Genomic DNA, 26,380 nt, shown 5'->3' on the forward strand with positions numbered 1-26,380 from the left:
TTAACCGGCTGGTTCAGTTTCGGTTTAGCTTTTGACATCATTAGGGATTATCGAGCCGAACGAAATTTCGGCAGCGCGGAAACTTTGTCACCGCTCCACAGCTTTAGCGGCCCGATGGGCGGCGGGGTTTCCGTGCGGCGCCGGTTCCAACGACACCGACTTTCAGGATATTCTCATGGCCACGACGGACACGGCATCCGCGCCGAACAAGACGCTCGACGCGCTGAACTTCTTCCTGGCCGACGTCCGCGACGGGCTTGGGCCGTACCTGGCAATCTACCTCGTCGCGGTGCGTGGGCCCGCGCATGGCTGGAACGAGGCAACGGTGGGCATGATCCTGACGATCGCCGGAATCGTCGGCCTGATCTCGCAAACACCCGCGGGCGGCCTGATCGATCGCAGCAGGAACAAGCCGCGGATCGTGATGATCGCTGCTTTGCTCGTTACGCTGAGCAGCGTCTCATTGCCGATCGTGAGCGGGTTCACCGCCGTCGCCATCACCCAGTCGATCGCGGCGATCGCTGGTGCGGTATTCGCCCCGGCGATCTCGGCGATCACGCTCGGACTGGTCGGGCCCAAATTGTTCGCCAAGCGCGTCGGTCGCAACGAAGCGTTCAACCACGCGGGCAATGCGGTGTCGGCAGCGCTGGCGGGCGTGCTCGCGTGGAAGTTCGGACCGGTTGTCGTCTTCTACCTAATGGGCGCGCTGACCGTAGCGAGCATCGTGACCGCGTCGCGCATCCGGAACGACGACATCGACAACGCGGTCGCTCGTGGACTCGATTGCGAGCCCGAGGACGATTGCGAAGAGCCGAGCGGGTGGAAGGCGCTCGTCGAGAATACGCCGCTGATGATCTTCGCGGCGACGGCGTTCCTGTTCCACCTCGCCAATGCCGCGATGTTGACGTCGGTCAGCCAGTTGCTGGCGCGCACCGTCGGCAAGGATCAGGCGACGTCGCTCACCGCCGCATGCATCGTCGCGGCGCAGCTGGTGATGGTACCGGTCGCGATCGTGGTCGGCCGGAACACCGAGAAATGGGGCACCAAGCCGCTATTCCTCGTTGCGTTCGCGTTCCTCGCGGCGCGCGGTGCGCTGTACACCGTGTCGGACAATCCGTGGTGGCTGGTCGGCGTGCAGGCACTCGACGGTATCGGCGCGGGTATCTTCGGTGCGCTGTTCCCGGTCGTGATCGCCGACCTGACCAAGGGCACCGGACGTTTCAACGTCAGCCAGGGTGCAGTCGCCAGCGCGCAAGGTCTGGGCGCGGCATTGTCCGCGACGTTGGCCGGCGCGATCATCGTCTGGGCGGGATACAGCGTGAGCTTCCTGACGCTGGCCGCGATCGCGGGCGCGGGCTTTGCGCTCTATGTCTTCGCGATGCCCGAGACGAAGCGGAAGGCCGGGTAAGCCCCCTCGCCTTACCGGTCGACCGCGATGCTCGGCAGATACCGCGGCGCTGATCTGGCCTTGGCGCGCTGTTCATAGGCATAGCCGGCACCCAGCACGGTCTCGTCCGCGTCCTTGGTGGCGATGAACGACAGGCCGACGGGTAGCCCCCGCACCAATCCCATCGGGACGGTCAGATGCGGATAGCCGGCGACCGCGGGCAGCGTCGCGGCAGAGGGTCCGCCATAGGTATCGCCGTATACCGGATCGCTCAGCCACGCCGCGTCGTAGGTCGGCTCAACGAGGATCTGCGCGCCCGCCGCGCGCAGCATCGCGTCGATCCCCTGTGCACCGGCCAGCCGAAGCGACGTCGCGCGCGCGGTCTTGTACGCGGGATCGTCGAGCCCCTTGGTCTTGTCCGCATCCTCGAACAATTCCTGCGCGAAGAACGGCATCTCGGTCGCGGCGTTCGCGCGGTTGAACGCGATCACCGCGCTCAGCGTCTTGGTCTGGACCGCCGGTGGCGTGGTGGCGAGATAGGTGTTCAGGTCGGCCTTGAGTTCGGTTTTCAGGACCATGAGTTCCGCTTCGCCGAGGCCGGCCAGCTTCGGTGTCTTCACCTCGACCAGCACGGCGCCCGCTGCACGCAGGACGTCCAGCGCCGCATCGTAGCGGACGGTGAGATCCGCGGACATGGTGTCGGGCCGGACGACGCCGACTCGGATGCCGGACAGTGCGTTGGCCGAGAGCCCCGAGGCATAATCCTTGGTCACCGCAGCCGCCGTCACGCGGTCCGCCGGGTCCGCGCCGACCATGCCCGACAACAGGATCGCGACATCGGTCACGCTGCGCGCCATCGGCCCCGGCGTATCCTGGCTGTGGCTGATCGGCACGACGTGCGTACGACTGACCAGGCCGATCGACGGCTTGAAACCGACCAGCCCGTTCAACGACGACGGGCACACGACCGATCCGTCGGTCTCGGTGCCCACAGCCGCCGCGGCAAAACTCGCGGCGACGGCGGCGCCCGATCCAGACGAGGAACCGCACGCGGTGCGGTCCAGCGCATACGGATTGCGCACCAGCTCACCGACCGCGCTCCAGCCGCTCATCGAATGGGTCGAGCGGATATTGGCCCATTCCGACAAGTTGGTCTTGCCGAGGATGACCGCACCCGCACGCCGCAGATAGGCGACCATCGGCGCGTCCCGGCGGGTCATGTTGTCGCGCAACGCCAGACTGCCCGCAGTCGTCGGCATGGGATCCGCGGTCTCGATATTGTCCTTTATGAGGATCGGGATGCCGTGCAGCGGACCGCGCACATGCCCCGCCTTGCGCTCGGCATCGAGTGCCCGGGCTTGCGCAAGGGCATCGGGGTTGACCGCGATCACGCTGTGCAGCGCCGGTCCCTTGCGATCCATCGCGGCGATCCGCGCGAGATAGGCCTGGGTGATGTCGACGCTGCTTGCCGAGCCGTCGGTCATCAGCGTTCTCAACCGATCGAGCGAGACCTCCTCGACGGCGACCGTCCTGGCGACCGTGGGTGTCGCGACACAGGCGAGAAGTATGGCAGTGAACAAACGACGCATGAGGCCCCCCGAAGACGATGCCGCAAGATGGTCCCGTCGCGCACATCGACGCAAGCGGCATCTTCCCACCGCGTATCCTGCTCAGATCCCATCAGGACGTGAGCGCAGTGGCGCGGCCTATTCCGAAGGGCCGTCCGACTGTCGGTCCGCGCTTGCCCAGCCGGCCGCCTTGCGCAGTACGCGGGACAATTGCTCGACCGAATAGGGTTTGTGGAGCAGTTCGAAGCCGTGCGTGCCGTCCTGCGCCAGGACGTTGCTGTAGCCGGAGGTGAGCACCACCGGCAGGCTCGGGTAATCGGCGCGGATCGCCTTGCCGAGCTCGATGCCGTTCATCCCCGGCATGACCACGTCCGAAAAAACGATGTCGAAGCGCGATACGTCCTTCGCCAGCTCCGCCAATGCCTCCTGCGCATTGGCGGCCCAGACCGTGACGTAGCCCAGTTCGGCCAGGGACTGGGTCGTGAACGTACCGACTTCCTTGTTGTCCTCGACGACCAGCACGCACGTGCCGTGGCCGTCCGCGAGCGTCTGGACAGCGTCGTCGTCCGCCGGGCGGTCGGTCTCGTCGACTTCGGGCAGGTACAGCGTGAAAGTTGCACCCTCGCCCGGTGGGCTTTCGACGATGATGTCGCCTTCGGACTGTTTGGCAAAACCGAAGACCTGGCTGAGGCCAAGGCCGGTGCCTTGCCCGACGCCCTTGGTCGTGAAGAACGGTTCGAAAATCCGCTCCAGCTTCTCGGGCTCGATGCCCGATCCGCTGTCGGTCATCGAGATCGCGACATAGCGACCCTGCACCGCCGGATGCGAGCGGACCGCCGGGATGGCCTCGGCGTGCCGCACGGCGATACGGATATGTCCCGCACCGTCCATCGCGTCGCGCGCATTGACCGCCATGTTCACCAGCGCAGTATCGAGCTGGCTGGGATCGACGCTGGTGAACAGTGGCGTCTCGGGCAGGTCGATGTCGATGACGATCCGCGATCCGGTCAGCGTCCCCAGCATATCGGCAATCACGCGCAGGCTTTGCCCGACGTCGATGACTTCGGGCTGGAGCGCTTGCCGCCGCGCGAAGGCCAGCAACTGCCCGGTGAGCTTCGCGGCGCGATCGGCGGTGTCGGAGATCGCGTCGACGTAGCGTTCGCGACGCTCGGCGCTGAGGTCCGGCCGCTTGAGCAGGTCGGTCGCGGATCGGATCACGGTCAGCAGATTGTTGAAGTCATGCGCCACGCCCCCGGTGAGCTGGCCGACCGCCTCCATCTTCTGCGACTGGCGCAGCGCGTCCTCGGCATGCTGGAGTTCGCCGGTCCGGTCCGTGACCTGCTGCTCCAGCGACGCGGCGAGAGCGGCGAGCTCCTGCTCGGTCCGGCGGCGCTCGGTGGCGATCCGGGTTCGCTCTGCGACTTCGCGAACGAACCCGATCTCGTCCTTCCTCCAGCGGCGTTCGGATGCGTTGCCGAGATACAGCATCGCCACGAGTTGCCCGTTCTCCATGATCGGCATGTTGATCAGCGCGCGGGCACCCAGCGTCTCGAGCGCGACGGCGGAGGACTGCGTCCGCGGATCGGTCCGCGCATCCTCGATGCACACTTCCTCGCCACGCTTCAAATCGTCGATATACGATCCGTAATCGCGCAGCGCGAAGCTGCCGATGAGCGGCTTAACGCCGGGCGCGCTCCAGTCGCGAACGATCGTGATCGTCTCCGTTTTGTGTTCGACCTCGCCGTAGCCGACGCGGCTGACCTCGACGGTCCGGCCGATGATCCGCGCCGCCGCGAACGAGATGTCCTCCGGCTGTTCGGTATCGCGGAACACGTCCGCCAATTCGACGAGCGCGGCGCGCATGATCTCGCTGCGACGCTGATCGGTGATGTCGGTCGAGACGCCCGCGATCCGCAACGCCACGCCTTCCGTATTGAAGAAGGGCTGGCCGCGTGACGCGATCCACCGCAATTCGCCGTCGCGATAGATGCGATAGACCACGTCATAGTCGGTACCTTCGTCGACGCAGCGAAGGACTTCGGCGGTGCTTTTCGCACGATCGTCGGGGTGGATCGCCTGGAGCCGGTCTTCATAGGTGAAGGGTTCGTCGAGCGGTCGACCGAATATTTCCTTGCACGTCTCGGACGCGGTCAGACGGTTGCTGGCGATCTCCAGGCTCCACGTCCCGAAACGCGCCGCCCGCAACGTGAACGCAAGCTCGAGTTCCTGTTCCTGCTGCATCCGCAACCGGTCGGTCAGTTCGGCCAGAAGCGATGCATTGCTCGATTCGAGACCTTTCAGCCGATCCCGCTCCAGCGTCACATCGACCTGGCTTGCGAAGAAATAGGCAAGCACGCCTTCGGTGTCGTAGACCGGCGCCATCAGCAGGCGATTCCAGAACCGCTCTCCGTCCGCGCGGTGGTTCTGAATGTCGATCTCGATGGATTCGACGCGTCTGACAGCCTCGCGGATCTTCGCGATGGTCGCGGGATCGGTCTCCGGCCCCTGGAGGAAACGACAGTTGCGGCCGAGTATCTCCGCCCGACTGTACCCGCTGAGCCGGCAGAACGCGTCGTTGGTGAAGACGACCGGGTTGTCGGGCAGGCGTGGATTGGTGATGATCATCGGCATCCGCGTGGCGCGTACCGCCGCAACGAACGGATCGGTCCCGACATCCTGAGCGATCAGTTCGGCCGCAATACGCTCGGCATCCGCCGTCATTTTCGGGGCGCTTTCGGCGGCGCGATCAATTGTGTCAGTCAAGGCCGTCTACCCGTCGGTTGTCGCGTCAAGATCGACATTTAGGATGGTGTCAAAGTCACCGCAACGCTGCGACATACAACACGAGGCAATTCAACACGGTACCCGCCAATACGCAAGTCGGCGAAGTCTGTTCGGACAAGGTAATAAACTGGGCAATAAACGGGGCTCGAAGCGGGGCTTCGTACGTTGGAAGCCGGTGGGATTTGTGAGAGGTATCATGCTGTTCAGATGTTCGACTGCGATCGTGGCGATGGCGCTGATCGCAGCACCGGCATCGGCGCGGACGTCGCCGCCCGCCGGGGTCTGGGCCAACCCGCGCAACACGGTGCACGTCACGTTCAAGCGGTGTCGCGATGCGATTTGCGGCACGGTCATATGGGCCAGCCGAACCGCGATCGAAGACGCTCGGGCTGGCGGCGCCGATCGACTGGTCGGCGAAGAACTGTTCCGTGACTTCGTCGAGGACGAACCCGGTCGGTGGAGCGGCGAGGTTTTCATCCCCGATGTCGGCCAGACCGTCTCCGGTACCATCACCCAGGGCGATGCGCGCACGCTGATCGGCGAAGGCTGCATGTTCGCCGGGTTCGGCTGCAAGACGCAGTCGTGGAAGCGGATCAAATAGGCGCTTCGGTCCAGCCGAAAAAAATTTCGCGGGCAAATCTTGAAGGCTGATATCGCGCGATTATTTCCCCGGTCGCCGGACGCGTCGATCGGTCCGGTGACTGAGGGCACCGGCTTTACCGGTGCTCCTTGTGCTCAGATTGCTCATGAGGAGGATTTGGATATGAGGACGAACTTCGACTTTACGCCGTATCGTCGGTCCACGGTTGGTTTCGACCGGCTGTTCGACTTGCTGGAGGCTACCGCGCGGACCGAGACGGTCGATGGCTACCCGCCGTTCGATATCGAACGCGAGAGCGAGGACAGCTACCAGATCACGCTCGCGGTCGCCGGGTTCCGGCCCGACGACATCGAGATCGTCGCGCAGAACAACCAGTTGACGGTCAGCGGGCGCAAACCCGACGAGCGTGACGATGGCCGTTTCGTCCACCGCGGGATCGCCACGCGCGCGTTCGAACGGCGCTTCCAGCTTGCCGATTTCGTGCAGGTGCGGAATGCGAGCTTCGACAATGGCCTGTTGCGCATCGCCCTGAAGCGCGAGGTGCCCGAAGCAATGAAGCCGCGCCGGATCGAGATTACCGGACCGGCAGCCAACGACCGGACCGCTGATCGCATCGAAGATCAGCAGGCGGAACGGTCCGCGGCATAATATCGAAAGCGACTGCCGGCTTGCGCGCCGGCAGTTGCTTTCATCGCGACATTAAAATCGAATTCGAGCAATATATTTAGCGCGGCGTCGGCAGACACACGTGAATGTCGCCAGCGGACGGCACGGTGGGCTTCGGTGGTGATGTCATCCGCAGCCACCCCGCCCGTACGATCACGAACGCCACGCCGGCGGCAATGACCGCGAGGCCTAGCTCGATCTTGTGGAGCGTCTCGCGATTGCGGTCGTCGCTGTTCCACACGTCGTCCCAGTCCTGCTCGGACCGACGTTCGCGGTGCGCGAGAACGAGATCTGAGTCCAGGTCGGTGTCGTAATCGGTATGATCCGCCATGCGCGGCTCCGTATTTCTAGTTTAGACCGTTCGTCTCACGAGGGACGGAACGTCTGTTTCGGCGACATTGCGCCGATGCACCACCATTCTGCCTGTTCCAACCGGAGCAAGTCGAGATGGTAAATGGTGACGACGGGATGTTGCGGCATCCCGTCGTCCTTCCGTCGCCGCTTACTTGCCGCGAAGCGTATTGATCAGGGCGATCCCGAGGACGCCGGCGACTGCCGCTGCGGCGAACGGACGCTCCTTGGAAAACTGGCGGACATAATCGACCAGCGGGCGCACGTTCTCTTCGACGACGTCCTTGGCCTGGCCAACCGTCTTCTGAACGGTACCGGAAAGCTGATCGGCTACGCCTTCGTTCTGCAGCGACTTGTCGCCGATCGCGCCGCCAAGCGTTTCCTTCACCTTGCCGCTGGTGTCGGTTGCCGTGCCGCTGAGGGTGTCGGTGTTCATGAATGATCTCCTTCGATGAGTGGACGATGGGGCTTCAAACGATGAAGCCGACGGGAATATCCCACCCTCGTCCAGCTGGTTAAAACGCTGGCGCGCACAAATTCGTGAAGTTCGGGTCCTGACGAACCAGAAACTCATATCGCACAGCTACATAACCCATCGATCGGCGGATGTTTCCGCAGTATTCCTGCACCCGAACCCAGTACTAAAATACTAGGCGGGATCGGTACACTCCGTCACGACGACAGCCTGTCCCGCCGCATCGTGAGCGTAACGATCACGCCACCGGCCGACCATTCATACGCGATCGAGCCGCCGAGTTGCCCCGCGACCGATCGCCGCACGAGCTTGCTGCCAAAGCCTTCGCCGGCGTTCGGGCTCTCGACTTCGGGGCCGCCGCGCTCGAGCCAGGTCAGGATCACGTCGTCGTCGGTCGCCGTGCTGGACAAGTCGAGCGTCCCAGTCGGCGCCGACAACGCACCGTATTTCATCGAATTGGTCGCGAGTTCGTGGATGACCAGTCCCAGGCCGGTCGCCGCCGCCTCGCCCACGCCCATCCGTTCGACCGCGACACGGATGCGCCCCTTGAAGGCACCCATGTCGTCGTAGGGCGCCAGCAGCACCGACAACAGGTCGCCGAGCAACGCCGCATTACCCTGTCCGCCCGGCAGCGGACGGACGAGATCGTGCGCCCGACCCAGCGCGCTCAGCCGCTCGGTCAGTTCGCGCGCCATGTCCTGCGTATTGGGCGCGGTTCGCGAGGTGATCGCCGTCAGGCCGCTGGCGATCGCGAGCAGGTTCTTGACGCGGTGGCTCATCTCGCCGGCGAGGAGTTCGTTGCCCTCTTCCGCCTGCTTGCGCCCGGTGACGTCGAGGAAGATTCCGAACATCGTCCGCCCGACGATCCCGACGTCCTCACCCTGCCCCCGCGCGGAAATCCAGCGAACCTCTTCGCCGATCATTATCCGGAAATCGGTTTCATAACTGCCGAGCACGGCGCGCGTCGCCGCAAATGCCGATCGGACGCGGTCGCGATCGGAGGGATGGATATGCGCGGACAATTCCTCGAACGTGACTTCGGCACGCCACGGCAGGCCCCATAGCTCGAAACCGCGTTCGTCCATCGTGAAGCCATCGGTGTCGACGTTCCAGGCCCAGAGCGCGACCCCCGCCGCACCCACGGCGAGGCGGAGATGCTCGGGTTTCCAAGCATGCGCCTTCGGTATCTCGGCAGTTTCGTCCGCAATCACTTCGGCAATCCCCCGTCCGAACGAAGGGCCCGGTACGCTGCTAATACACAGTGCGAGCGGTTTACGTTAATCGCGTGCCGAGACCGGATGTTTACCGACTTCGACCGTGTTGAGACCGGGAACGCCGATCGACAGCGTCCCTGCTTCGATCGCTTCGACCGCCAGCATTCCAGCCCGCTTCCCCGCGGACCAGCGCCGCGCGACCGTAATGGGCGAAAAGTCGAGCGCCTTGCCGGCGACCTCCTCCTGCTGCTCGGTATAGGCAAGCCGAACTAGCGACACCGCAATGTCCTCGCGGCCGGCATAGGCGACCTGCCACCGCTCGATGGTACGCCGGGATTGGGCGGCGAAGATCAGGTCCTGCATGCGACTGGCCGCTTCGCCAAGCGTCGTCGGTCGCGGCCCGTGGAGTGGCAACAGGTCCACCGCGATGCACAGCGTCGGTCTCGACGGTGGGTCGCGGAAAACCGGGTCGAGCGGCAGGTTCGCGGACAGGCCGCCGTCGACCAGCCAGCGGCCATCGACTTCGACCGGTGGAAACGCGACCGGCAGCGCGGCGCTGGCGCGAATGTGCTCGGGTCCGATCTGCGTCGTGGTGCTGTCGAACACGACGTCCTCGCCGGTTTCGAGATCGACGGCGGTCGCGGTGTAGCGGCACGCGCCCACGTTAAGCCGCTCGAAATCGACCAGCGTCTCCAGCGTTGTCGCGAGCTGGTTGGTTTCGAAGATCGACGGGCGGTTGTCGCTCCACGGCGTTAAGGCGGACAACATCGGCCCGAAGATCCCGGGGCGACCGAGGGCGGTGGACCAACCCACCGCATTCGTCCGGCGACTCGTTTCGAACGCACTTGGCCAAGGGAAATCGAACGCTACGGGCGACCGAGCCGGTGCCCAGAACGTCCGCAAGGTTTCGATCCGGCGATCGGGGGCCGAACCGGCGATCAGCGCGCCGTTGATGGCACCGATCGATGCGCCGATGATCCAGTCGGGTTGGAGGCCAAGGTCATGCAACGCTTCGTAGACCCCGGCCTCGAACGCGCCGAGCGCGTTGCCGCCACTGAGGACGAGCACGACGTCGAAGTTGCGTACGGCCTCTTCCGCTTCGACGCCTGGTGTCATCGGCGGGTAGGTTTCGGCCGGCTGAGCGCCACCGCGATCCCGGCGCCGACGACACCGAGCATCAGAAAGGCAGGGTGGAGCTTCTGCGCCTGCAACACGGTGCTCGATGTCCGCGCATGGACGTTCTGGCTTCCGCGCAACGCATCGACACGCGGTTCATACAAATTGTCGCGGCGCGTCGGGTCGCCGGGATCGTCCGGCTTCTGCTGCGTGGTCGTGCCGACCAGTTCCATGATCCTGTCGCTCAACCGCGGCGCGGCGCGCGACAGAAGTGAAGACACGAGACCGCCGCCCCCCGCGTACAGCGTCCGCCGCGATGTCTCGCAGGCGAACAGCACGGCATCGGCGACGACCGACGGCGCGTAGAGCGGCGGCGGCAGGCGCGGTGGCTGGTCCATGAAGTTGCGCGCATGTTCAGGAAACGGCGTGTCGATCGCGCCGGGCTTGATCAACGTGACCGAGATCGGGGCCCCCTCCTGCTCCAACTCCATCCGCAGCGTATCGGTCAGCGCCTGCACCGCATGCTTGGTTGCGCAATATGGGCCCTGCTCGACGATCGCGCGATCACTCAGGATGGAGCCGATATTGACGATCGCGCCACCCCGCCCGCGCAGATGCCGCGCGGCGACGAGCGATCCGTGCAACAGGCCGAAGTAATTGACGTCGAACACCCGGCGGTGATCGGCGACCGGCACCTGTTCGAGCGTGCCGTAGGTGCCCGTGCCAGCATTGTTGACCCAGCTGTCGAACCCGCCGAACGTTTCGATCGCGACGGCGGCGACCCGCTCGACTCCCGCCATGTCGCTCACGTCCGCCACGCAGATCGCGATGCGTCCCCCGTCGGCGGACAAGCGATCGCGAAGCGCCTCCAATGCCGCCTCGTTACGCGCCGTCGCGACGACCGCGGCACCGCGCCTTACCGCCTCCTCGACGATCGCGAGGCCATTGCCGCTGGTCGCGCCGGTGACGACGATGACCTGATCGCGCAGGCGTTTCAGCGTGATGGCCATGTCGATCAGCGTCCCAGCGGCGAGGTTGCGTAACCGGCGAGCAAGGCCGCCACGTCGTCATAGATCGCGACCGCACCCGCAGCCTCGAGTTGCTCGTCGTCAAACTTGCCCGACCGTACGGCGACCGCAGCGACACCGCACTTCGCGGCTGCCTCGATATCATAGGGCGTGTCGCCAACGACGATCACTTCGCTCGGATCGACTCCCGGCAGCTTCTTAAGGGCGGTCGCGAAGATGTCGGGGGCAGGCTTGGTCTTCTCGACATCGTCGCTGCTCGTCGTCGCGGCAATCAGGTCGCGTGCATCGAGCAGGTCGATATAGTGGTCGAGTTCCGGCCCCGACGCCGACGATGCCAGCACCACGCTTTGGCCGAGACCGTGCGCGTGCGCCAGCAGGTCGTGCGCGCGTGCGAACGGCTTGGCGGTCTCCAGATACTTCGCCTTGAAGACCGCGCCATGCGCCTCGCCGAGCGCCTCCTGCTGGTCTTCGTCCGCATCCGGCAAGAGCGTGGGCACGAGCATGTCGGTCCCCTTGCCGATCTGATCGTGGATCACCTGGCGATCGAACGACGCATCGATACCAGCGAACGCCTCCTCCCAGGCGAGAACGTGCATGTCGTTGGTGTCGACCAGCGTGCCGTCGATGTCGAAGAATATCGCTTTGATCTGCATAGTAAAATCCTGGAATGAATGTGCGCCCGATCGCCAGGCCCCGGAACCGATCACGGTCCGGTTTCTCCGGCGCGTCGGCGAAATGCGACACGGCTGAAACGGTTCGCCGGGGAAATTGGCCCCAATCTTCTTTGTTATCCTGGTACAATCTCGCCAATACTGATGCCGATCAACATGAAATATAAATGCCCGTTAATGCGGCTTCGCAGGAACGATGACGCGGTCACAAACGCTATGCTCTTCGAAGCGTAGACTTGGCGGCATCCGCAGGGTCGCTTGCTACCCGGTGCCACCCTCGCGTCACTTGAGCAGACCGATGACGACTGACCTGGTTTCTAATCGGCCGGCGTAATCATGTCGCGCCGACCGTATTTCTACGACCCGTTACTATGAATTGGAGACGTTCTGATGCGCGCACTTGTTTGGCATGGAAAAGGCGATGTTCGGGTCGATACTGTTGCGGATCCCGAGATCAAGCATCCCCGCGATGCGATCATCAAGGTTTCGGCCTGTGCGATCTGCGGATCCGATCTTCATCTGCTCGACGGCTACCAGCCGACGATGCAGGCGGGCGACATCCTGGGTCACGAGAACATGGGCGTGGTCGTCGCACTCGGCTCCGAAGTCACCAATCTGAAGATCGGCGACCGCGTCGTCGTGCCGTTCACGATCAGCTGCGGCGATTGCTTCTTCTGCCGCAAGGGGCTGTTCTCCGCATGCGAGCGGACCAACCCGAATGCTGAGATGGCGATCAAGGCGATGGGCCATTCGCCCGCCGGTTTGTTCGGCTTCAGCCACATGCTGGGCGGCTATTGCGGTGGCCAGGCCGAGTATCTGCGCGTGCCGATGGCCGATATCGGTCCGATCAAGGTGCCCGACAACGTCACCGACGACCAGGCGCTGTTCCTCTCGGACATCTTCCCAACGGGCTATATGGCAGCCGAGAACGCGAACATCGAGGCGGGCGATACCGTGGCGATCTGGGGCTGCGGTCCGGTCGGCCAGTTCGCGATCCGCTCGGCGCTGATGCTGGGTGCAGGGCGCGTGATCGCGATCGACGAAGTACCCGAGCGCCTCGCAATGGCCGAGGCCGGCGGTGCGGAGACGATCAACTTCGCCGAAGTCGACAGCGTCTATGACGAGCTCCAGTTCCGCACCAAGGGTCGCGGTCCGGATAGCTGCATCGATGCGGTGGGTGCCGAAGCATCCGGTCATGGCGCAGTCGATGCGGTGATCGACAAGGTGAAGGCCGCGACCTTCCTCGCCACCGACCGCGTACACGTGCTGCGCGAGGCGATCATGAGCTGCCGGATGGGCGGCACGGTGTCGATCCCCGGCGTCTATGTCGGGATGGGCGACAAGATCCCGATCGGCGCGATGATGAACAAGGGACTGACGATCAAGACCGGCCAGACTCACGTCCAGGCCTATACCAAGCCGCTGCTCGCGCGGATCGAAGCGGGCGATATCGACCCGAGCTTCGTCGTGACGCACCCGGCCAGCCTCGAGGATGCGCCTGAAATGTACCAGAAGTTCCGCGACAAGCAGGACGGGGTCATCAAGGTCGTGCTGCGGCCGTGACACTAATGGCGATCCGATCCGTTCTTATCGAGCGGGTCGGATCGGTACGGCGTTCCGACCCATTCAGAAGGACATATCCATGAGTGACAAGGTTCAAACTCCCGTTCCCGGCAATCCCGCAACCAAGGGCCAACCCGACGGCGTTTCGGACTCGCCACGGGGAGACACCACCCGTGACGTTCACGGCCGGTCCGAGGGCGGCGAAAGCGGCGGTGGCGCCTATCCCAATCCCCACGCTGGCAAGACCCCGACCAACACGGGTTTCATGGCACATGGCGGCCAGACCGATATCGCCTACCACGGCGGCGGACAGGCTGGCGAAGACGGTGGCAGCGCGGCTAACGGCGTGGCCGGATCGGGCGGCGACGCACCGTCTACGATCGCGTCCGACCCCGATGCCGACCGTAAACCCCATGCGATCGCGGCGGAGGGCAAGACGATCGAGGTCGTCGAGACATCCGGTGTTGCCGAAGCCGAAGCTGCCGGGAAGGTCGGAACGGATGCCGACTATGAGGAAGAGCAGAAGAAGCCAGGCGCGGGTTGACCGGCAGGTAGCTGGTTCGCGGATTGAGGTCTCGGCGGATCAGCCATAGGAGTGCCGTCTCACGGATAGGCGCCGGGCAATCTGGCCAGGTGCCTTCCGTGGACGAGGATGTCGAATGGCCAGCACGATAGGCGACACGTCACACCTAGCTCCCGCTTTTGCCGAGGTCGTCATCGTTGGAGGCGGGCATGGCGGTGCGGCCTGCGCGATCGCATTACGCAAGGCAGGCTTCGAGGGATCGGTGCTGATCGTCGGCAAGGAAAGCGAACTTCCCTACGAACGGCCGCCGCTGTCGAAGGAGTATCTGTCGGGCGAAAAGGCATTCGGCCGAATCCTGATCCGGCAAGAGGCGTTCTGGGACGAGCAACGGATCGGTCTCCGGCTCGGAGCACGCGTCGTTTCGGTCGATACGGTCGCGCATGAAGTGACCGCCGCAGACGGTGCGACGATCGGTTATGGTCGACTGGTCTGGGCGACTGGCGGGACGCCGCGGCGACTGACGTGCGCGGGTCATCACCTCACCGGTGTCCACACCGTCCGCGACCGCGCGGATGCCGACCGGATGATCGCCGAACTGCCCGACGTCGGGACCGCGGTCGTCATCGGCGGCGGGTATATCGGACTCGAAGCCGCGGCGGTGCTGCGCAAGTTCGGCAAATCCGTCATTTTGCTCGAAGCGCTCGACCGTGTGCTCGCGCGGGTCGCCGGCGAAGACCTGTCGCGGTTCTTCGAGGCCGAGCACCGCGCGCACGGCGTCGACATGCGGCTCGGTCAGTCGGTGGACTGTATCCTGGGCGACGACCGCGTCACCGGAGTCCGGCTCGCGGACGGCACCGTCATCGCCGCCGACATGGTCATCGTTGGCATCGGTATACTTCCCGAAGTCGCCCCCCTGATCGACGCGGGTGCGCCGGGTGGCAACGGCGTCGCCGTCGATGGCGCATGCCGGACCGGCCTGCCGGACGTGTATGCGATCGGCGACTGCGCGTCGCATGCCAACCGGTTTGCCGGCGGCGCGGTGGTGCGCGTCGAATCGGTGCAGAACGCGAACGACCAGGCGACCGTCGTGGCGAAGGACATCGTCGGCCAGCCAGCGGTGTATGACGCGGTGCCGTGGTTCTGGTCGAACCAGTACGACCTGAAGCTGCAGACCGTCGGATTGTCGATCGGTTATGACGACGCGGTCCTGCGCGGCGATCCGGCGACGCGCAAATTCTCGGTCGTATACCTGCGCGACTGCCGCGTCATAGCGCTCGACTGCGTGGGTGCGGTCAAGGATTACGTCCAGGGTCGCAAGCTGGTGGAGACCGGCGCGGTGATCGACCGGGCCATCCTCGCCGATCCCGCCGTCATGCTGAAGGACATGGTGCCGCTTTCTTGACTCCGGTTCGGCATCGGTCGCACCTTGCGGTCGAACAGCGCGGATATCGGATCGCATGGCAATGATGCTCACCAAGACGCCTGCTGTCGTATCCGGCAGTATCGGCGCGTGACCGCGCTCGCCGGGCTCCGCGTCGTCGAGTTCGCCAGCATCGGGCCCGGCCCGCACGCCGCGATGCTGCTGTCGGATCTCGGTGCGGAGGTGCTGCGGATCGAGCGGGTCGGCGGCGGCTTTCGCAATCCGGTGCTCGACCGTGGCCGCGCGCGGCTCGCGCTCGACATTCGCACGCCGGAGGGACGCGACCGTTCGCTCGCGATCACGGACCGCGCCGACGTCGTGATCGAGGGGCTGCGACCGGGCGTCATGGAGCGGCTCGGCCTCGGTCCGGACGTGATGCTCGAACACAATCCTCGGCTCGTCTACGGGCGGATGACCGGGTGGGGACAGACCGGGCCGCTCGCGCAGGTTGCGGGGCACGACCTCAATTACATCGCGCTCAGCGGCGCGCTCGCGGCGATCGGCACGCCGGGGACGCCGCCGCCACCACCGCTCAACCTGATCGGCGATTTCGGTGGTGGGTCGCTGTATCTCGTCACGGGTATTCTCGCAGCCCTACTCGAACGCGCACGATCGGGGCTGGGGCAAGTCGTCGATGCGGCGATCGTCGACGGGGTTTCGTCGATGATGGCGCTGTTCGCCGGAATGGTCCCGACCGGGGTGATGTCGATGGACCGCGACCGCAACCTGCTCGGCGGCGCGGCGCCTTTCTACCGCTGTTACACCTGCGCGGATGGACGGTATGTTTCCGTCGGCGCGATCGAGCCGAAATTCTATGCCGAACTCCTCGATCGGCTGGGGCTTCCCGCGGACCTCGCCGGGGAACAGATGGTCTTCGAGCGCTGGCCCGAAACCGCGCGACGTTTCGCCGCGGTGTTCGTGACCAGATCGCGAGACGACTGGTGCGACGCGTTGGAGGGGACCGACACCTGCTTCGCGCCCGTGCTGGAACTCGACGAAGTGCCGACGCATCGCCACATGGCGGATCGCGGCGTCGTCGTCGACGGCATCTGGCAAGCGGCCCCTGCCCCGCGCCTGTCCCGCACGCCCGGAAGGATCGCACCGACCTCCGATGGCGCGGCGCTGCTGGCGGACTGGGGCGTCGGCTAGATCGCCTGGATCACGCGCGTCCGACTTGCCGCAACAGATGCTCCGCGCGCGACAAATACGGCCGGTCGAGCATCCCGCCCTTGTAGCCGATCGTGCCGACGCCGGGGTTGGCCGCGAACAGATCGACGATCGCCTGCGCCTCGGCAATCTCCGCCTCGGTCGGCGTGAAGGCGGCGTTGATCACATCGACCTGCGCCGGGTGGATCGCGAGCATCCCACGGTAGCCGTCACGGCGTACCTGCTCGGCGCGCGTCCTCAGCGTATCGAGATCGCGGAAGTCGCCCTGGATCGTCTCGATCGCGGTCACCCCCGCAGCCGCGGCGCCCAGCAGGCACATCGACCGCGCGAGTTCGTAGGTGAAGCGATAGCTTCCATCCGGATTGCAGTTCGCACTCGCGCCGATCGAGTCCGCCAGATCCTCCGCGCCCCAAGTCAGCGCGACCACCCGCGGGGCACCCTTGTAATCGCCGGTGTGGAACATCGCCTCCGCGGTTTCGGTGATCAGCACGATCACCGGGGTCGATCCGATCGCGATGCCGTTCGCCGCCTCGAATGCAGACAGATAATGGTCGAGCCGCTCGACGTCCTGCCGCCCGGCGACCTTGGGCAACATGATCCCGCCCGGACGCGCCGGCATGATCGCGGCGAGATCGGTCAGCGTGTACGGTCCGTCGAGCGGATTGACCCGCACCCACATCCGCGCGCGGTGCGCGACGTTGGCGGTCAATACGTCGTGGACGGTCTGGCGGGCGAGCGGCTTGTTCTCCGTCGTCACCGCGTCTTCGAGATCGAACAGGACGATGTCGGCGCTGCCCTCGACCGCCTTGGTCATCTTGCGCTCGCTGTCGCCCGGCGCGAACAACCAGGAGCGCATTTTCAACGATGCAACGGACATGGCGTCATGGTCCCAGACGGATCGAAACAGGCACGTGGCGTACGGCGTCGATCGCGAGCGGGCAACTCCGGCGTATGGTCCGCGGCGAAATCGTGCAGGGTGCGACGCCATCGCCAAGTGCATGAGATAGCGAAGCGTTCCCCTGCCGAAGAATGCATTGATTGCCGACACCGCCCGATGCCGGGCAAACGGCGCCGCGGAGACACATCATGGCGAAGACACTCACCCATCTGGAACGGCTCGAAGCAGAGGCGATCCACATCATGCGCGAAGTCGTCGCCGAGGCCGACAAGCCGGTGATGCTGTATTCGGTCGGCAAGGATTCGGCCGTGATGCTGCATCTCGCGCGCAAGGCTTTCTACCCGTCGTCGCCGCCCTTCCCGCTGCTGCACGTCGACACGACCTGGAAATTCCAGGAAATGTACCGTTTGCGCGATCGGATGGCGGCCGAGAGCGGCATGGAGTTGCTGGTCTACAAGAACCCGGAAGCGATCGCGCGTGGGATCAACCCGTTCGATCACGGCGCGCTCCACACCGATATGTGGAAGACGGAAGGGCTGAAGCAGGCGCTAAACCTGCATGGGTTCGACGCGGCGTTCGGTGGCGCGCGGCGCGACGAGGAGAAATCGCGCGCGAAGGAACGCATCATCTCGTTCCGCACCGCGACGCATGGCTGGGATCCGAAGAACCAGCGGCCGGAGCTTTGGAACCTCTACAACGCACGCAAATCGAAGGGCGAGAGCATCCGCGTGTTCCCGATCTCGAACTGGACCGAACTCGACGTCTGGCAATATATCCAGCTCAACGACGTGCCGATCGTGCCGCTGTATTTCGCGGGCGTACGTCCGACCGTCGAGCGCGACGGCATGCTGCTGATGGTCGACGACGATCGCTTCCCCTTGCAGCCAGGCGAGGTGCCTGTCGATCGCTCGATCCGCTTCCGGACGCTCGGCTGTTACCCTCTCACGGGTGCTGTCGAGAGCACGGCGTCGACTCTGTCCGAGATCATCCAGGAGACGCTGCTGACCACCACCAGCGAGCGCCAGGGTCGCGCGATCGACAAGGATGCCGGCGGCGCGGGCATGGAGAAGAAGAAGCAGGAGGGCTATTTCTGATGAGCGACATCGCAACCCAGGAGTCGGCCTACCAGACCGAGGCGCTGATCGCCGAAGATATCGACGCGTATCTCGACCAGCATCGCAACAAAACGATGCTGCGCTTCATCACCTGCGGCTCGGTCGACGACGGCAAGTCGACGCTGATCGGCCGGCTGCTCTACGATTCCAAGATGATCTTCGAGGATCAGCTTGCGGCGCTCGAAGCGGACAGCAAGCGGGTCGGCACGCAAGGGCAGGAGATCGACTTCGCGCTGCTCGTCGACGGGCTGGCCGCAGAGCGCGAACAGGGCATCACTATCGACGTCGCCTACCGCTTCTTCTCAACCGAAAAGCGCAAGTTCATCGTCGCGGATACGCCGGGCCATGAACAATATACGCGCAACATGGTAACCGGCGCATCGACCGCAGACCTCGCCGTGATCCTGGTCGACGCGCGCAAGGGCGTGCTGACTCAGACCAAGCGGCACAGCTATCTGGCGCACCTGATCGGCATCCGGAACCTCGTGCTCGCCGTCAACAAGATGGACCTGATCGGCTATGATCAGGCGCGTTACGACGAGATCGTCGCGGAGTATTCGACGTTCGCTAAGAGCATCGGCATCACCAGCTTCACGCCGATGCCGATCTCGGGCTTCAAGGGCGACAACATCTCGATCGCGTCCGACACCATGCCCTGGTATTCGGGGCCGACGCTGATGGAGCATCTCGAAGCCGTCGATGTCGATGTCGACGACGACCAGGCCAAGCCGTTCCGGATGAGCGTGCAGTGGGTCAACCGCCCCAACCTCGATTTCCGTGGCTTTTCGGGCCAGATCGCCGCTGGCACGGTCAAGCCCGGCGACGCGATCCGCGTGCTGCCCGGCGGCAAGACTTCGACGATCAGCCGAATCGCGACGCTCGACGGCGACCTCGACGAGGCGGTCGCGGGGCAGTCCGTGACGCTGTCGTTCGCCGACGAGATCGATTGCTCGCGCGGCAACGTCATCGCTGCCGCCGATGCGCCGCCCGAGACCGCCGACCAGTTCGAGACGACGATCGTGTGGATGGACGACGAGCCGCTGATCGTCGGCCGCTCCTATTGGCTGAAGCTCGGCACGCAAATGGTATCCGCTACCGTTCGCGAGCCGAAATATCAGGTCAACGTCAACACGATGGAGCGGCTTGCGACCAAGACGCTGGAGCTGAACGCGATCGGCGTCGCGGAGATCTTGACCGACCGCGCGATCGTTTTCGAGTCCTATGCGCAAGAGGGGGCGGCGCCGAACAAGGTGCTCGGCGGGTACATCCTGATCGACAAGATCACCAACGCGACGGTCGCGGCGGGGATGGTCCATTTCAGCCTGCGGCGTTCGCAGAACGTCCATTGGCAGGCGACAGACATCAGCCGCGAGGCCCATGCCGGTCTGAAGAACCAGAAACAGGTGGTGCTATGGTTCACCGGGCTGTCGGGCGCGGGCAAGTCGACGATCGCCAACGAGGTCGAGAAACAGCTCAACCTGATGAACCGGCACACCTTCCTGCTGGACGGCGACAATATCCGCCACGGGTTGAACAAGGATCTGGGCTTTACCGAGGCGGATCGGATCGAGAATATCCGGCGTGTCGGCGAGGTGGCGAAACTGATGGCGGACGCGGGGCTGATCGTCCTCACCGCGTTCATCTCGCCGTTCCGTGCCGAGCGGGACATGGTGCGGTCGATGCTGCCGGCGGGCGAGTTCATCGAGATCTTCGTCGACACGCCACTCGATGTGGCGGAAGGTCGCGACGTGAAGGGTCTCTACAAAAAGGCGCGAGCGGGGGATTTGAAGAATTTTACCGGGATCGACAGCCCTTACGAGGCGCCGCTCGATGCGGAGATCCGCGTCAACACGGTCGAGATGACACCGGTCGAAGCCGCCGCGTTCATCGTCCGCCAGATCATGCCGCTCAAGTGACGGTCATAGAAAGCGACGTCCGCCTCGCCGAACGCTTGGCAACCGAGGCGGGCGAGATCTTACTCGCGTTGCAGAAAAGCAGCGGGCTGACCGGCAAGGACCTCGGCAAGGCGGGCGACGAGCAGGCCAACGCCTACTTGATGCGCAAATTGCGTGCGGCGCGGCCCGACGACGCGATCCTGTCCGAGGAAGAGAAGGACAATGGCGAGCGGTGTTCGGTGCGGCGCGCGTGGATCGTCGATCCGCTCGACGGCACGCGCGAATATGGCGAGGGGCGGACCGACTGGGCGGTGCACGTCGCGCTAGCGATCGACGGCGTGGCGACAGTCGGTGCGGTCGCGCTACCGGCGCTCGGGCTGACGCTGACCTCGGGTTCTCCGAAGCCGCTTGAGCCCGCAGGCGATCCGTTGCGGATGCTCGTCAGCCGGACGCGGCCCGCGCGGGAAGCGGTCGCGGTGGCCGAGACGATGGGGGCGACGCTCGTCCCGATGGGCTCGGCAGGCGCGAAGGCGATGGCGGTGGTGCGCGGCCAGGCCGACATCTACCTGCACACCGGCGGGCAATATGAGTGGGACAATTGCGCGCCGATCGCGGTCGCGCAGGCGGCCGGGCTGCACGTCAGCCGCGTCGACGGATCGCCGCTCGTCTATAATTGCGCCGATCCGTATCTGCCCGACCTGCTGATCTGTCGGATGGAACTCGCCGCGCAGGTGCTCGAGCTGGTAAAGGCGTTGCCGCCCGCCTGAACGGCGGACGGTATCAGCCGTCGGACGCCACAAGCTCGACGAACTCGAAGTCGTAGCGCTGCCAGCCGCGTTGCGCCGCCGCCTCGGCGAGTGCGTTGCGCTTCTTCTTTGCCTCGGCAAGCGACTTGGTGTGGCCCCAGAATATCTCGGTCTTGCCGTTGGCCAGCACCGCGACGATCCGCCAGTAATGCGTGAACGGCGTCGCGGTCGGGCCGATCGTCTTCACATAGCCGTCGGGCAGCATCGCGGTGAGGTAGCGTTTCTTGGCCATGACGCTGCCGTTAGCCGCCCGCGCGTTCGGCGGAAATGTTTAGTCGCTGGCGGCATCCTTCCCGATCCGATCGAGCGTGGCGATCGCGTCGGCAGGCAGCACGATGTCCCCCGCCGCAAGGTTCTCGCGCAGATGACCGAGCGACGACGTGCCGGGGATCAGCAAGATGTTCGGCGAACGCTGCAACAGCCAGGCGAGCGCGACCTGCATCGGCGTCGCGTCCAGATCGCGCGCGACGTCGGACAGCGCGGTCGACTGCAACGGCGAGAACCCGCCGAGCGGGAAGAACGGGACGTACGCGATCCCCGCCTCTGCGAGGTCGTCGACCAGCGCGTCGTCGTCGCGGTGCGCGAGATTATACTGGTTCTGCACGCAGGCGATGGTCGTCATCGCGCGCCCTTCCGCGACTTGTGTCGGCGTGACGTTGCTGAGCCCGATATGGCGGACCAGACCCTGGCGCTGGAGATCGACTAGCGTTGCGAGGGGCTCGGCGATCGAGCCCTCGGCAGGTCCATGCGTGTCGAACATCGCGCGCAAATTGACGATGTCGAGCGTCTCCAGCCCGAGGTTGCGCAGATTGTCGTGGACCGCGCTGGTCAGGTCCGCAGCCGAGAAAGCGGGCTGCCATGAGCCATCGGGTCCCCGCCGCGCTCCGATCTTCGTGACGATCACAAGGTCGTCGGAATACGGATGCAGCGCCTCGCGGATCAGGCGGTTGGTGACGTGCGGGCCGTAGAAGTCGCTCGTGTCGATATGGTTCACGCCTGCCTCGACCGCCGCGCGCAGCACCGCGAGTGCCGCGTCGTGATCCTTGGGCGGCCCGAACACGCCGGGCCCGGCGAGTTGCATCGCACCGTAGCCGAGACGGTTGACGGTGCGGCCTGCAAGCGGGGCGGTGGTGGCGATGCCGTGCGTGGTCATGATCCGGTCCTTTCGAAGTGTGACCTTCATATGGACCGCGTCGGCTGTTACGATAACGCGGCAGTATCGGCACGGGCTGTACGGGAGCACGCACAATGGCAGTGGATGCAGGCGATCTCTCCGCGTTCGTGACGGTCGCGCGTGCCGGCGGATTTCGTGACGGCGCGCGGATCAGCGGTGGCAGTGCGTCGGGACTGAGCGAGGCGGTGCGGCGGCTGGAGGCGAAGCTCGGCGTGCGGTTGCTCAACCGGACGACGCGGAGCGTGGCGCCGACCGAAGCCGGTGCGCGCCTGCTCGATCGGCTGGGACCAGCGCTTGCCGAAGTCGACGCGGCGCTGGACGTCGTCAACGGCTATCGCGACCTGCCGGCGGGCCCGTTGCGGCTGAACGTGCCGGTGAGTGCCGCGCGGCTGGTCCTGCCCGCGATCGTGCCGGCGTTCCTTGCCGCCTATCCAGATATCCGGCTGGAAGTGATCGCGGAGGACAGCTTCGTCGACATGCTCGCCGCAGGGTGCGACGCCGGCATCCGCTATGACGAGCGGCTCGAAATGGACATGATCGCGATACCGATCGGTCCGCGCGAGCAACGGTTCGCGACGGCGGCGTCACCCGACTATCTCGCGCGTCGCGGTACGCCCGTACATCCCCGTGACCTACTCGATCACGCGTGCATCCGGGGCCAGTTCGCGAGCGGTGCGATGGACGATTGGGAGTTCGAACGCGGCGGCGAGATCGTCAAGGTCGCGACGAGCGGACCGCTGATCGTCCGGATCGGCGCGGCCACCGATCTCGCGGTCGATGCGGCGCTGGCGGGGACCGGAATCATTCACCTGTTCGAGGACTGGCTGCAGCCGCATCTCGACAGCGGTGCACTGGTGCCGGTGCTGGAGCCGTGGTGGCAGCGCTTCTCCGGTCCGTTCCTCTATTACTCGGGACGGCGATACCTCCCGGCACCGCTGCGCGCGTTCATCGACTTTGTGGCAGCCCGGCGCGTGGAGACATGACCCGCTTCCGGTCGTCCGCAGAAATATGTCGAACACACTCGTGCGGCAGGACCGGCGAATGATACCACGTCCCGTGCCCGACCCTGCGAAACCCGTGCTGCTGGTGGTTGACGATGACCACATGATCCGCACGCTGCTGGCCGAGAGTCTCGGCATGCACGGCTATCAGGTCGAGACCGCGACCAATGCGCAGGAGATGGACGGCGTGCTCGCGCGGTGCGCGGTGTCGCTGATCCTGCTCGACGTGATGATGCCGGGCGAAGACGGCCTGTCGGTGTGTCGCCGGCTGGCGCGGACGGGTGCGCCGCCGGTGGTGATGCTGAGCGCGCTGGGCGATGAGCCCGATCGGATCCTGGGGCTGGAGATCGGTGCGAGCCATTATCTTTCCAAGCCGTGCAGCCCGCGCGAGATCCTGGCGACGGTGCGTGCGGCGCTGCGGGCGCGCGAGATGCAGGATGCGGGCGACAGCCGCGCCTTCGGGTTCCTCGGCTGGCGAGTCGACTTCGCGGCGCACGAACTGTTCGATCCCGACGGTACGCTGATCGACCTGACCGATGGCGAGTTCGCGGTGTTGCGCGCGTTCGTCGAGCGACCACGGCGGGTGCTGGCGCGCGATGCACTGCTGGAGGCAGCGCGGGGCCCGGACACCGACGCGTTCGACCGCGCGATCGACGTTCAGGTCAGCCGGTTGCGCCGCAAGCTGCGCTCGCGCGACGACGAGATTATCCGGACGATCCGTAACGAAGGCTATTTCTTCGTTCCCCGCGTGGTGCGCCTGTGATGCGCGACGAGAAGGGCACAGCCGGCAAGATCGGCCTGCCGATGCGGCGCAGCCCGCAGCGGTCATGGCCGATGTTCCTGCGCATCTTCGTGTTGGGGCTGACGACCGTGCTGCTCGTCCAGATCCTGAACTTCGCGATCGTGTTGCTGATGCCCCCGCCCCGGCCGCAGATCTTCACCGCCAACCGCGTCGCGGCGGTCGCGCGTACGGGACGCGATCCGGCCGGGCAGCTGAAGGTCGAAATAGCGACGGGCCCGCCCCAGCCGACCGACAATCCGCGCGACGGCCGTCTCGCCGAATCGATCGCCGCCGATCTCGGACTGCCGCGAACCAAGGTGACCGTCGAGACCGAGCGGTCGGCGATGCCGCTGTTCGCAGGCCCGCTTCGGCCGCCGCTGCCGCTGGGGATGGGCCGTTCGGGCCATGTGCCGCAATCGTTCGACAACGCGCTGTTCGGCCCGTTCGTCGTGTCGATCGAGATGCCGAACGGCCGGTGGCGCGTGATCCGGCCGACGCACACCACGATCGGTCCCTGGCGGATGCGGATCGTGCTGTGGTTCCTCGTCGCGATGGTGGTTGCCGCGGCGGTGGCGTGGGTGATGGCGCGCCGTGTCGTCAGGCCGATCGGGCTGTTCGCCGCCGCTGCCGAGCGTCTCGGCCGCGATCCGCGCGCCGAACCGCTGCCGATCGTCGGCCCTCCCGAGATCGCCGAGGCGGCGACCGCGTTCAACCTGATGCAGGAGCGGCTGAACCGCTATGTCGAAGATCGGACCACGCTGATCGCAGCGGTGGCGCACGACCTGCGGACGCCGTTGATGCGGTTGTCCCTGCGGCTGGAAAAGGCGCCCGAGGATATCCGCGCGGCGAGCGAGGGCGACATCCAGGAGATGAGCCAGCGGATCGGGTCGGCGATGGCGTTCGTCCGCGACATGACCCGGCACGTCCGCCGGCAAAGGCTCGATCTGCGGTCGTTGGCCGAGAGCGTCGCGGACGACTTTGCCGATCGCGGCGATGCGGTGGCGTTGCATCCGGGCGAACCGCTCGCGCTGGAGGGCGATGCGCCGTCGTTGAAGGCGCTGCTCGCCAATCTGGTCGGCAATGCGGTAAAATATGCGGGCCATGCCGAAGTCGAGGTGCGCCGCGAAAATGGGGTCGCGATCGTCGAGGTGTCCGATTCGGGGCCGGGCATGGCACCGGCGGATTTGGCGCGCGCGTTCGAACCGTTTTTCCGCGCCGAGCAATCGCGCAACCGCGATACCGGGGGCAGCGGGCTTGGCCTGGCCAGCGTCCGGGCAGTGGCGCGCGCGCACGGCGGCGACGCGACGATCGAGAACCGGCCAGGCGTTGGGCTGCTCGCGCGCGTGACATTGCCGATCTGAGCGCTCGCGGACAGGCGAAACATCGCGGCAACGAACGCCGTGCCAGACGTAAATTACCGCATTTCGGGAGATTGCATGCGTATACTTTATATCGGCATCGTCGCCGCGCTGGCGGGATGTTCTGCACAGACCCCGCGACCACATGACGGACATGGTCCCGCACATGGCCGGGGGCAGTTGTTCATCAGCCCGATGGGCGAACCGTTTCGCGCGTCGCTTAAGCCGGGCGCGGCGCGGGACCTGTGGTTCGCGGGCGCCGATACCGATGGCGACGGGCGCATGACGCTGGCTGAATTCCAGCATGACGCGGCGCGCTTCTTCGCGGTGCTCGATCGCGGCAAGGACGGCGAGATCGATCCCGAGGACATCGCCTATTACGAGAACGTCCTGGTTCCCGAAATCCGCGTGGCGTCCGGCGGCCGTGGACCTAAGTCCGGCGGTGGCGAGCGAGGTCGTGGCGGACGCGGCGGTGGCCCCGGCGGCGGCTCCGGCGGTCAGGGCATGCAGTTCGGCAACGGCGACGCCAAGAAGAGCGCGGCCATCGTTCACGAACGCATCGGCGCTGGGCGCTTCGGCTTCTTCGATCTGCCCGAGCCGGTGATCTCGGCCGACGCAAACCTTAACCGCGGTATCGACGCAGGCGAGTTCTCAAAGGCGGCGGCAACGCGCTTCGCCGCGCTCGACCGGAACCGTGACGGCGCGCTGACCCGCGGTGAACTGCCACGCGCGGGCGGCGAGACGTGGCGGAACGGCTCGGACGAACCGGCCGCTCCGCCACGGGAACGCGACGAACCCTGAAGCTACGGTCGCGACGA

The 26,380-nt window shown here is 65.5% G+C and carries 25 protein-coding genes; 14 read left to right on the forward strand and 11 right to left on the reverse strand.

Annotated elements, in window-relative coordinates:
* Positions 1 to 175: 175 nt before the first annotated feature.
* Positions 176 to 1,408 carry an MFS transporter gene (locus QFZ54_RS07875; RefSeq protein ID WP_307086042.1) on the forward strand — a complete coding sequence of 411 codons (1,233 nt, stop codon included), beginning with the start codon at positions 176 to 178 and terminating at the stop codon, positions 1,406 to 1,408.
* A gap of 11 nt (positions 1,409 to 1,419) precedes the next feature.
* Here the strand turns inward: QFZ54_RS07875 and QFZ54_RS07880 are convergent, their stop codons facing one another.
* Both QFZ54_RS07880 and QFZ54_RS07885 read right to left on the reverse strand, forming a co-directional pair.
* Positions 1,420 to 2,976: an amidase gene (locus tag QFZ54_RS07880; RefSeq protein WP_307086045.1), complete on the reverse strand. Its 1,557-nt coding sequence runs from the start codon at positions 2,974 to 2,976 to the stop codon at positions 1,420 to 1,422.
* A gap of 117 nt (positions 2,977 to 3,093) precedes the next feature.
* Positions 3,094 to 5,718 carry a PAS domain-containing protein gene (locus tag QFZ54_RS07885; protein ID WP_307086047.1) on the reverse strand — a complete coding sequence of 875 codons (2,625 nt, stop codon included), beginning with the start codon at positions 5,716 to 5,718 and terminating at the stop codon, positions 3,094 to 3,096.
* Between the two features lie 217 nt (positions 5,719 to 5,935).
* On the opposite strand from QFZ54_RS07885, the gene QFZ54_RS07890 reads away from it, so the two are divergent.
* Both QFZ54_RS07890 and QFZ54_RS07895 read left to right on the forward strand, forming a co-directional pair.
* Entirely contained in the window at positions 5,936 to 6,340 is a 405-nt protein-coding gene (locus QFZ54_RS07890; protein WP_307086049.1) for a DUF2147 domain-containing protein, read from the forward strand.
* Positions 6,341 to 6,502: 162 nt separating this feature from the next.
* Complete coding sequence (locus QFZ54_RS07895; protein WP_307086051.1) at positions 6,503 to 6,988, forward strand: Hsp20 family protein; 486 nt, start codon at positions 6,503 to 6,505, stop codon at positions 6,986 to 6,988.
* 76 nt (positions 6,989 to 7,064) lie between these two features.
* On the opposite strand, the gene QFZ54_RS07900 is transcribed toward QFZ54_RS07895, so the two are convergent.
* The 6 genes from QFZ54_RS07900 to QFZ54_RS07925 all read right to left on the reverse strand — a co-directional run bounded on the left by QFZ54_RS07900 (position 7,065) and on the right by QFZ54_RS07925 (position 11,843).
* Positions 7,065 to 7,337, reverse strand: coding sequence for a hypothetical protein (locus QFZ54_RS07900; protein WP_307086053.1), 273 nt, complete (start codon positions 7,335 to 7,337; stop codon positions 7,065 to 7,067).
* 171 nt (positions 7,338 to 7,508) lie between these two features.
* On the reverse strand, positions 7,509 to 7,793 hold the full coding sequence (locus tag QFZ54_RS07905) for a CsbD family protein (RefSeq protein WP_307086055.1): 285 nt from the start codon (positions 7,791 to 7,793) through the stop codon (positions 7,509 to 7,511).
* Positions 7,794 to 8,029: 236 nt separating this feature from the next.
* Entirely contained in the window at positions 8,030 to 9,043 is a 1,014-nt protein-coding gene (locus tag QFZ54_RS07910) for a sensor histidine kinase (protein ID WP_307086056.1), read from the reverse strand.
* Between the two features lie 66 nt (positions 9,044 to 9,109).
* Positions 9,110 to 10,162 (reverse strand): patatin-like phospholipase family protein, encoded by a 1,053-nt coding sequence (locus QFZ54_RS07915; RefSeq protein WP_307086059.1) that lies wholly within the window; start codon positions 10,160 to 10,162, stop codon positions 9,110 to 9,112.
* Complete coding sequence (locus QFZ54_RS07920; protein WP_307086060.1) at positions 10,159 to 11,172, reverse strand: SDR family oxidoreductase; 1,014 nt, start codon at positions 11,170 to 11,172, stop codon at positions 10,159 to 10,161. The genes QFZ54_RS07915 and QFZ54_RS07920 overlap by 4 nt, the downstream gene beginning before the upstream one ends.
* 5 nt (positions 11,173 to 11,177) lie before the next feature.
* Positions 11,178 to 11,843 (reverse strand): HAD family hydrolase, encoded by a 666-nt coding sequence (locus QFZ54_RS07925; protein ID WP_307086063.1) that lies wholly within the window; start codon positions 11,841 to 11,843, stop codon positions 11,178 to 11,180.
* A 408-nt stretch (positions 11,844 to 12,251) separates the two neighbouring features.
* Here QFZ54_RS07925 and QFZ54_RS07930 point away from each other — a divergent pair, with 408 nt between their 5' ends.
* The 4 genes from QFZ54_RS07930 (at position 12,252) to QFZ54_RS07945 (ending at position 16,516) form a co-directional block, all read left to right on the forward strand.
* Positions 12,252 to 13,424, forward strand: coding sequence for a zinc-dependent alcohol dehydrogenase (locus QFZ54_RS07930; RefSeq protein ID WP_307086066.1), 1,173 nt, complete (start codon positions 12,252 to 12,254; stop codon positions 13,422 to 13,424).
* Positions 13,425 to 13,503: 79 nt separating this feature from the next.
* A complete protein-coding gene (locus QFZ54_RS07935; protein WP_307086069.1) occupies positions 13,504 to 13,968 on the forward strand; it encodes a hypothetical protein in 465 nt (154 codons plus the stop codon).
* A gap of 115 nt (positions 13,969 to 14,083) precedes the next feature.
* Positions 14,084 to 15,349 (forward strand): NAD(P)/FAD-dependent oxidoreductase, encoded by a 1,266-nt coding sequence (locus QFZ54_RS07940; protein WP_307086071.1) that lies wholly within the window; start codon positions 14,084 to 14,086, stop codon positions 15,347 to 15,349.
* A 108-nt stretch (positions 15,350 to 15,457) separates the two neighbouring features.
* Entirely contained in the window at positions 15,458 to 16,516 is a 1,059-nt protein-coding gene (locus QFZ54_RS07945; RefSeq protein ID WP_307086073.1) for a CaiB/BaiF CoA transferase family protein, read from the forward strand.
* Between the two features lie 10 nt (positions 16,517 to 16,526).
* Here the strand turns inward: QFZ54_RS07945 and QFZ54_RS07950 are convergent, their stop codons facing one another.
* Complete coding sequence (locus QFZ54_RS07950; RefSeq protein WP_307086075.1) at positions 16,527 to 17,390, reverse strand: HpcH/HpaI aldolase/citrate lyase family protein; 864 nt, start codon at positions 17,388 to 17,390, stop codon at positions 16,527 to 16,529.
* Positions 17,391 to 17,620: 230 nt separating this feature from the next.
* On the opposite strand from QFZ54_RS07950, the gene cysD reads away from it, so the two are divergent.
* Genes cysD through QFZ54_RS07965 form a run of 3 tightly spaced genes read left to right on the forward strand, consistent with a single transcriptional unit; the run spans position 17,621 to position 21,209 of the window.
* Positions 17,621 to 18,526, forward strand: a complete 906-nt coding sequence (gene cysD, locus QFZ54_RS07955; RefSeq protein WP_307086077.1) for a sulfate adenylyltransferase subunit CysD — start codon at positions 17,621 to 17,623, stop codon at positions 18,524 to 18,526.
* Positions 18,526 to 20,463 carry a sulfate adenylyltransferase subunit CysN gene (cysN, locus tag QFZ54_RS07960; protein WP_307086079.1) on the forward strand — a complete coding sequence of 646 codons (1,938 nt, stop codon included), beginning with the start codon at positions 18,526 to 18,528 and terminating at the stop codon, positions 20,461 to 20,463. The genes cysD and cysN overlap by 1 nt, the downstream gene beginning before the upstream one ends.
* The gene (locus tag QFZ54_RS07965) at positions 20,460 to 21,209 is read left to right on the forward strand and encodes a 3'(2'),5'-bisphosphate nucleotidase CysQ (RefSeq protein WP_307086081.1); all 750 of its coding nucleotides are present in this window, start codon (positions 20,460 to 20,462) and stop codon (positions 21,207 to 21,209) included. Before cysN ends, QFZ54_RS07965 begins: the two co-directional genes overlap by 4 nt.
* Positions 21,210 to 21,222: 13 nt before the next feature.
* Here the strand turns inward: QFZ54_RS07965 and QFZ54_RS07970 are convergent, their stop codons facing one another.
* Positions 21,223 to 21,480, reverse strand: coding sequence for a hypothetical protein (locus QFZ54_RS07970; RefSeq protein ID WP_307086083.1), 258 nt, complete (start codon positions 21,478 to 21,480; stop codon positions 21,223 to 21,225).
* Positions 21,481 to 21,519: 39 nt separating this feature from the next.
* On the reverse strand, positions 21,520 to 22,401 hold the full coding sequence (locus QFZ54_RS07975) for an aldo/keto reductase family oxidoreductase (protein ID WP_307086085.1): 882 nt from the start codon (positions 22,399 to 22,401) through the stop codon (positions 21,520 to 21,522).
* A gap of 95 nt (positions 22,402 to 22,496) precedes the next feature.
* Here QFZ54_RS07975 and QFZ54_RS07980 point away from each other — a divergent pair, with 95 nt between their 5' ends.
* The 4 genes from QFZ54_RS07980 (at position 22,497) to QFZ54_RS07995 (ending at position 26,363) form a co-directional block, all read left to right on the forward strand.
* Positions 22,497 to 23,405 (forward strand): LysR family transcriptional regulator, encoded by a 909-nt coding sequence (locus QFZ54_RS07980; RefSeq protein ID WP_307086086.1) that lies wholly within the window; start codon positions 22,497 to 22,499, stop codon positions 23,403 to 23,405.
* A gap of 58 nt (positions 23,406 to 23,463) precedes the next feature.
* Positions 23,464 to 24,186, forward strand: coding sequence for a response regulator (locus QFZ54_RS07985; RefSeq protein ID WP_307086088.1), 723 nt, complete (start codon positions 23,464 to 23,466; stop codon positions 24,184 to 24,186).
* Entirely contained in the window at positions 24,186 to 25,565 is a 1,380-nt protein-coding gene (locus QFZ54_RS07990) for a sensor histidine kinase (protein ID WP_307086090.1), read from the forward strand. The genes QFZ54_RS07985 and QFZ54_RS07990 overlap by 1 nt, the downstream gene beginning before the upstream one ends.
* A gap of 75 nt (positions 25,566 to 25,640) precedes the next feature.
* On the forward strand, positions 25,641 to 26,363 hold the full coding sequence (locus QFZ54_RS07995) for an EF-hand domain-containing protein (RefSeq protein WP_307086092.1): 723 nt from the start codon (positions 25,641 to 25,643) through the stop codon (positions 26,361 to 26,363).
* Positions 26,364 to 26,380: the final 17 nt, after the last annotated feature.

The sequence above is a fragment of the Sphingomonas faeni genome, from assembly GCF_030817315.1.
Taxonomy (GTDB): domain Bacteria; phylum Pseudomonadota; class Alphaproteobacteria; order Sphingomonadales; family Sphingomonadaceae; genus Sphingomonas; species Sphingomonas faeni_C.

Excerpts from the sequence above, each read along its gene's own strand:
- QFZ54_RS07880 (WP_307086045.1), bottom strand. The coding sequence starts at position 2,976 with ATGCGTCGTTTGTTCACTGCCATACTTCTCGCCTGTGTCGCGACACCC.
- QFZ54_RS07970 (WP_307086083.1), bottom strand. The coding sequence starts at position 21,480 with ATGGCCAAGAAACGCTACCTCACCGCGATGCTGCCCGACGGCTATGTG.
- QFZ54_RS07995 (WP_307086092.1), top strand. The coding sequence starts at position 25,641 with ATGCGTATACTTTATATCGGCATCGTCGCCGCGCTGGCGGGATGTTCT.
- QFZ54_RS07980 (WP_307086086.1), top strand. The coding sequence starts at position 22,497 with ATGGCAGTGGATGCAGGCGATCTCTCCGCGTTCGTGACGGTCGCGCGT.
- cysN (WP_307086079.1), top strand. The coding sequence starts at position 18,526 with ATGAGCGACATCGCAACCCAGGAGTCGGCCTACCAGACCGAGGCGCTG.
- QFZ54_RS07975 (WP_307086085.1), bottom strand. The coding sequence starts at position 22,401 with ATGACCACGCACGGCATCGCCACCACCGCCCCGCTTGCAGGCCGCACC.
- QFZ54_RS07900 (WP_307086053.1), bottom strand. The coding sequence starts at position 7,337 with ATGGCGGATCATACCGATTACGACACCGACCTGGACTCAGATCTCGTT.
- QFZ54_RS07990 (WP_307086090.1), top strand. The coding sequence starts at position 24,186 with ATGCGCGACGAGAAGGGCACAGCCGGCAAGATCGGCCTGCCGATGCGG.
- QFZ54_RS07915 (WP_307086059.1), bottom strand. The coding sequence starts at position 10,162 with ATGACACCAGGCGTCGAAGCGGAAGAGGCCGTACGCAACTTCGACGTC.
- cysD (WP_307086077.1), top strand. The coding sequence starts at position 17,621 with ATGGCGAAGACACTCACCCATCTGGAACGGCTCGAAGCAGAGGCGATC.
- QFZ54_RS07905 (WP_307086055.1), bottom strand. The coding sequence starts at position 7,793 with ATGAACACCGACACCCTCAGCGGCACGGCAACCGACACCAGCGGCAAG.
- QFZ54_RS07985 (WP_307086088.1), top strand. The coding sequence starts at position 23,464 with ATGATACCACGTCCCGTGCCCGACCCTGCGAAACCCGTGCTGCTGGTG.
- QFZ54_RS07940 (WP_307086071.1), top strand. The coding sequence starts at position 14,084 with ATGGCCAGCACGATAGGCGACACGTCACACCTAGCTCCCGCTTTTGCC.
- QFZ54_RS07920 (WP_307086060.1), bottom strand. The coding sequence starts at position 11,172 with ATGGCCATCACGCTGAAACGCCTGCGCGATCAGGTCATCGTCGTCACC.
- QFZ54_RS07950 (WP_307086075.1), bottom strand. The coding sequence starts at position 17,390 with ATGCGCTCCTGGTTGTTCGCGCCGGGCGACAGCGAGCGCAAGATGACC.
- QFZ54_RS07925 (WP_307086063.1), bottom strand. The coding sequence starts at position 11,843 with ATGCAGATCAAAGCGATATTCTTCGACATCGACGGCACGCTGGTCGAC.
- QFZ54_RS07930 (WP_307086066.1), top strand. The coding sequence starts at position 12,252 with ATGCGCGCACTTGTTTGGCATGGAAAAGGCGATGTTCGGGTCGATACT.
- QFZ54_RS07875 (WP_307086042.1), top strand. The coding sequence starts at position 176 with ATGGCCACGACGGACACGGCATCCGCGCCGAACAAGACGCTCGACGCG.
- QFZ54_RS07890 (WP_307086049.1), top strand. The coding sequence starts at position 5,936 with ATGCTGTTCAGATGTTCGACTGCGATCGTGGCGATGGCGCTGATCGCA.
- QFZ54_RS07895 (WP_307086051.1), top strand. The coding sequence starts at position 6,503 with ATGAGGACGAACTTCGACTTTACGCCGTATCGTCGGTCCACGGTTGGT.
- QFZ54_RS07935 (WP_307086069.1), top strand. The coding sequence starts at position 13,504 with ATGAGTGACAAGGTTCAAACTCCCGTTCCCGGCAATCCCGCAACCAAG.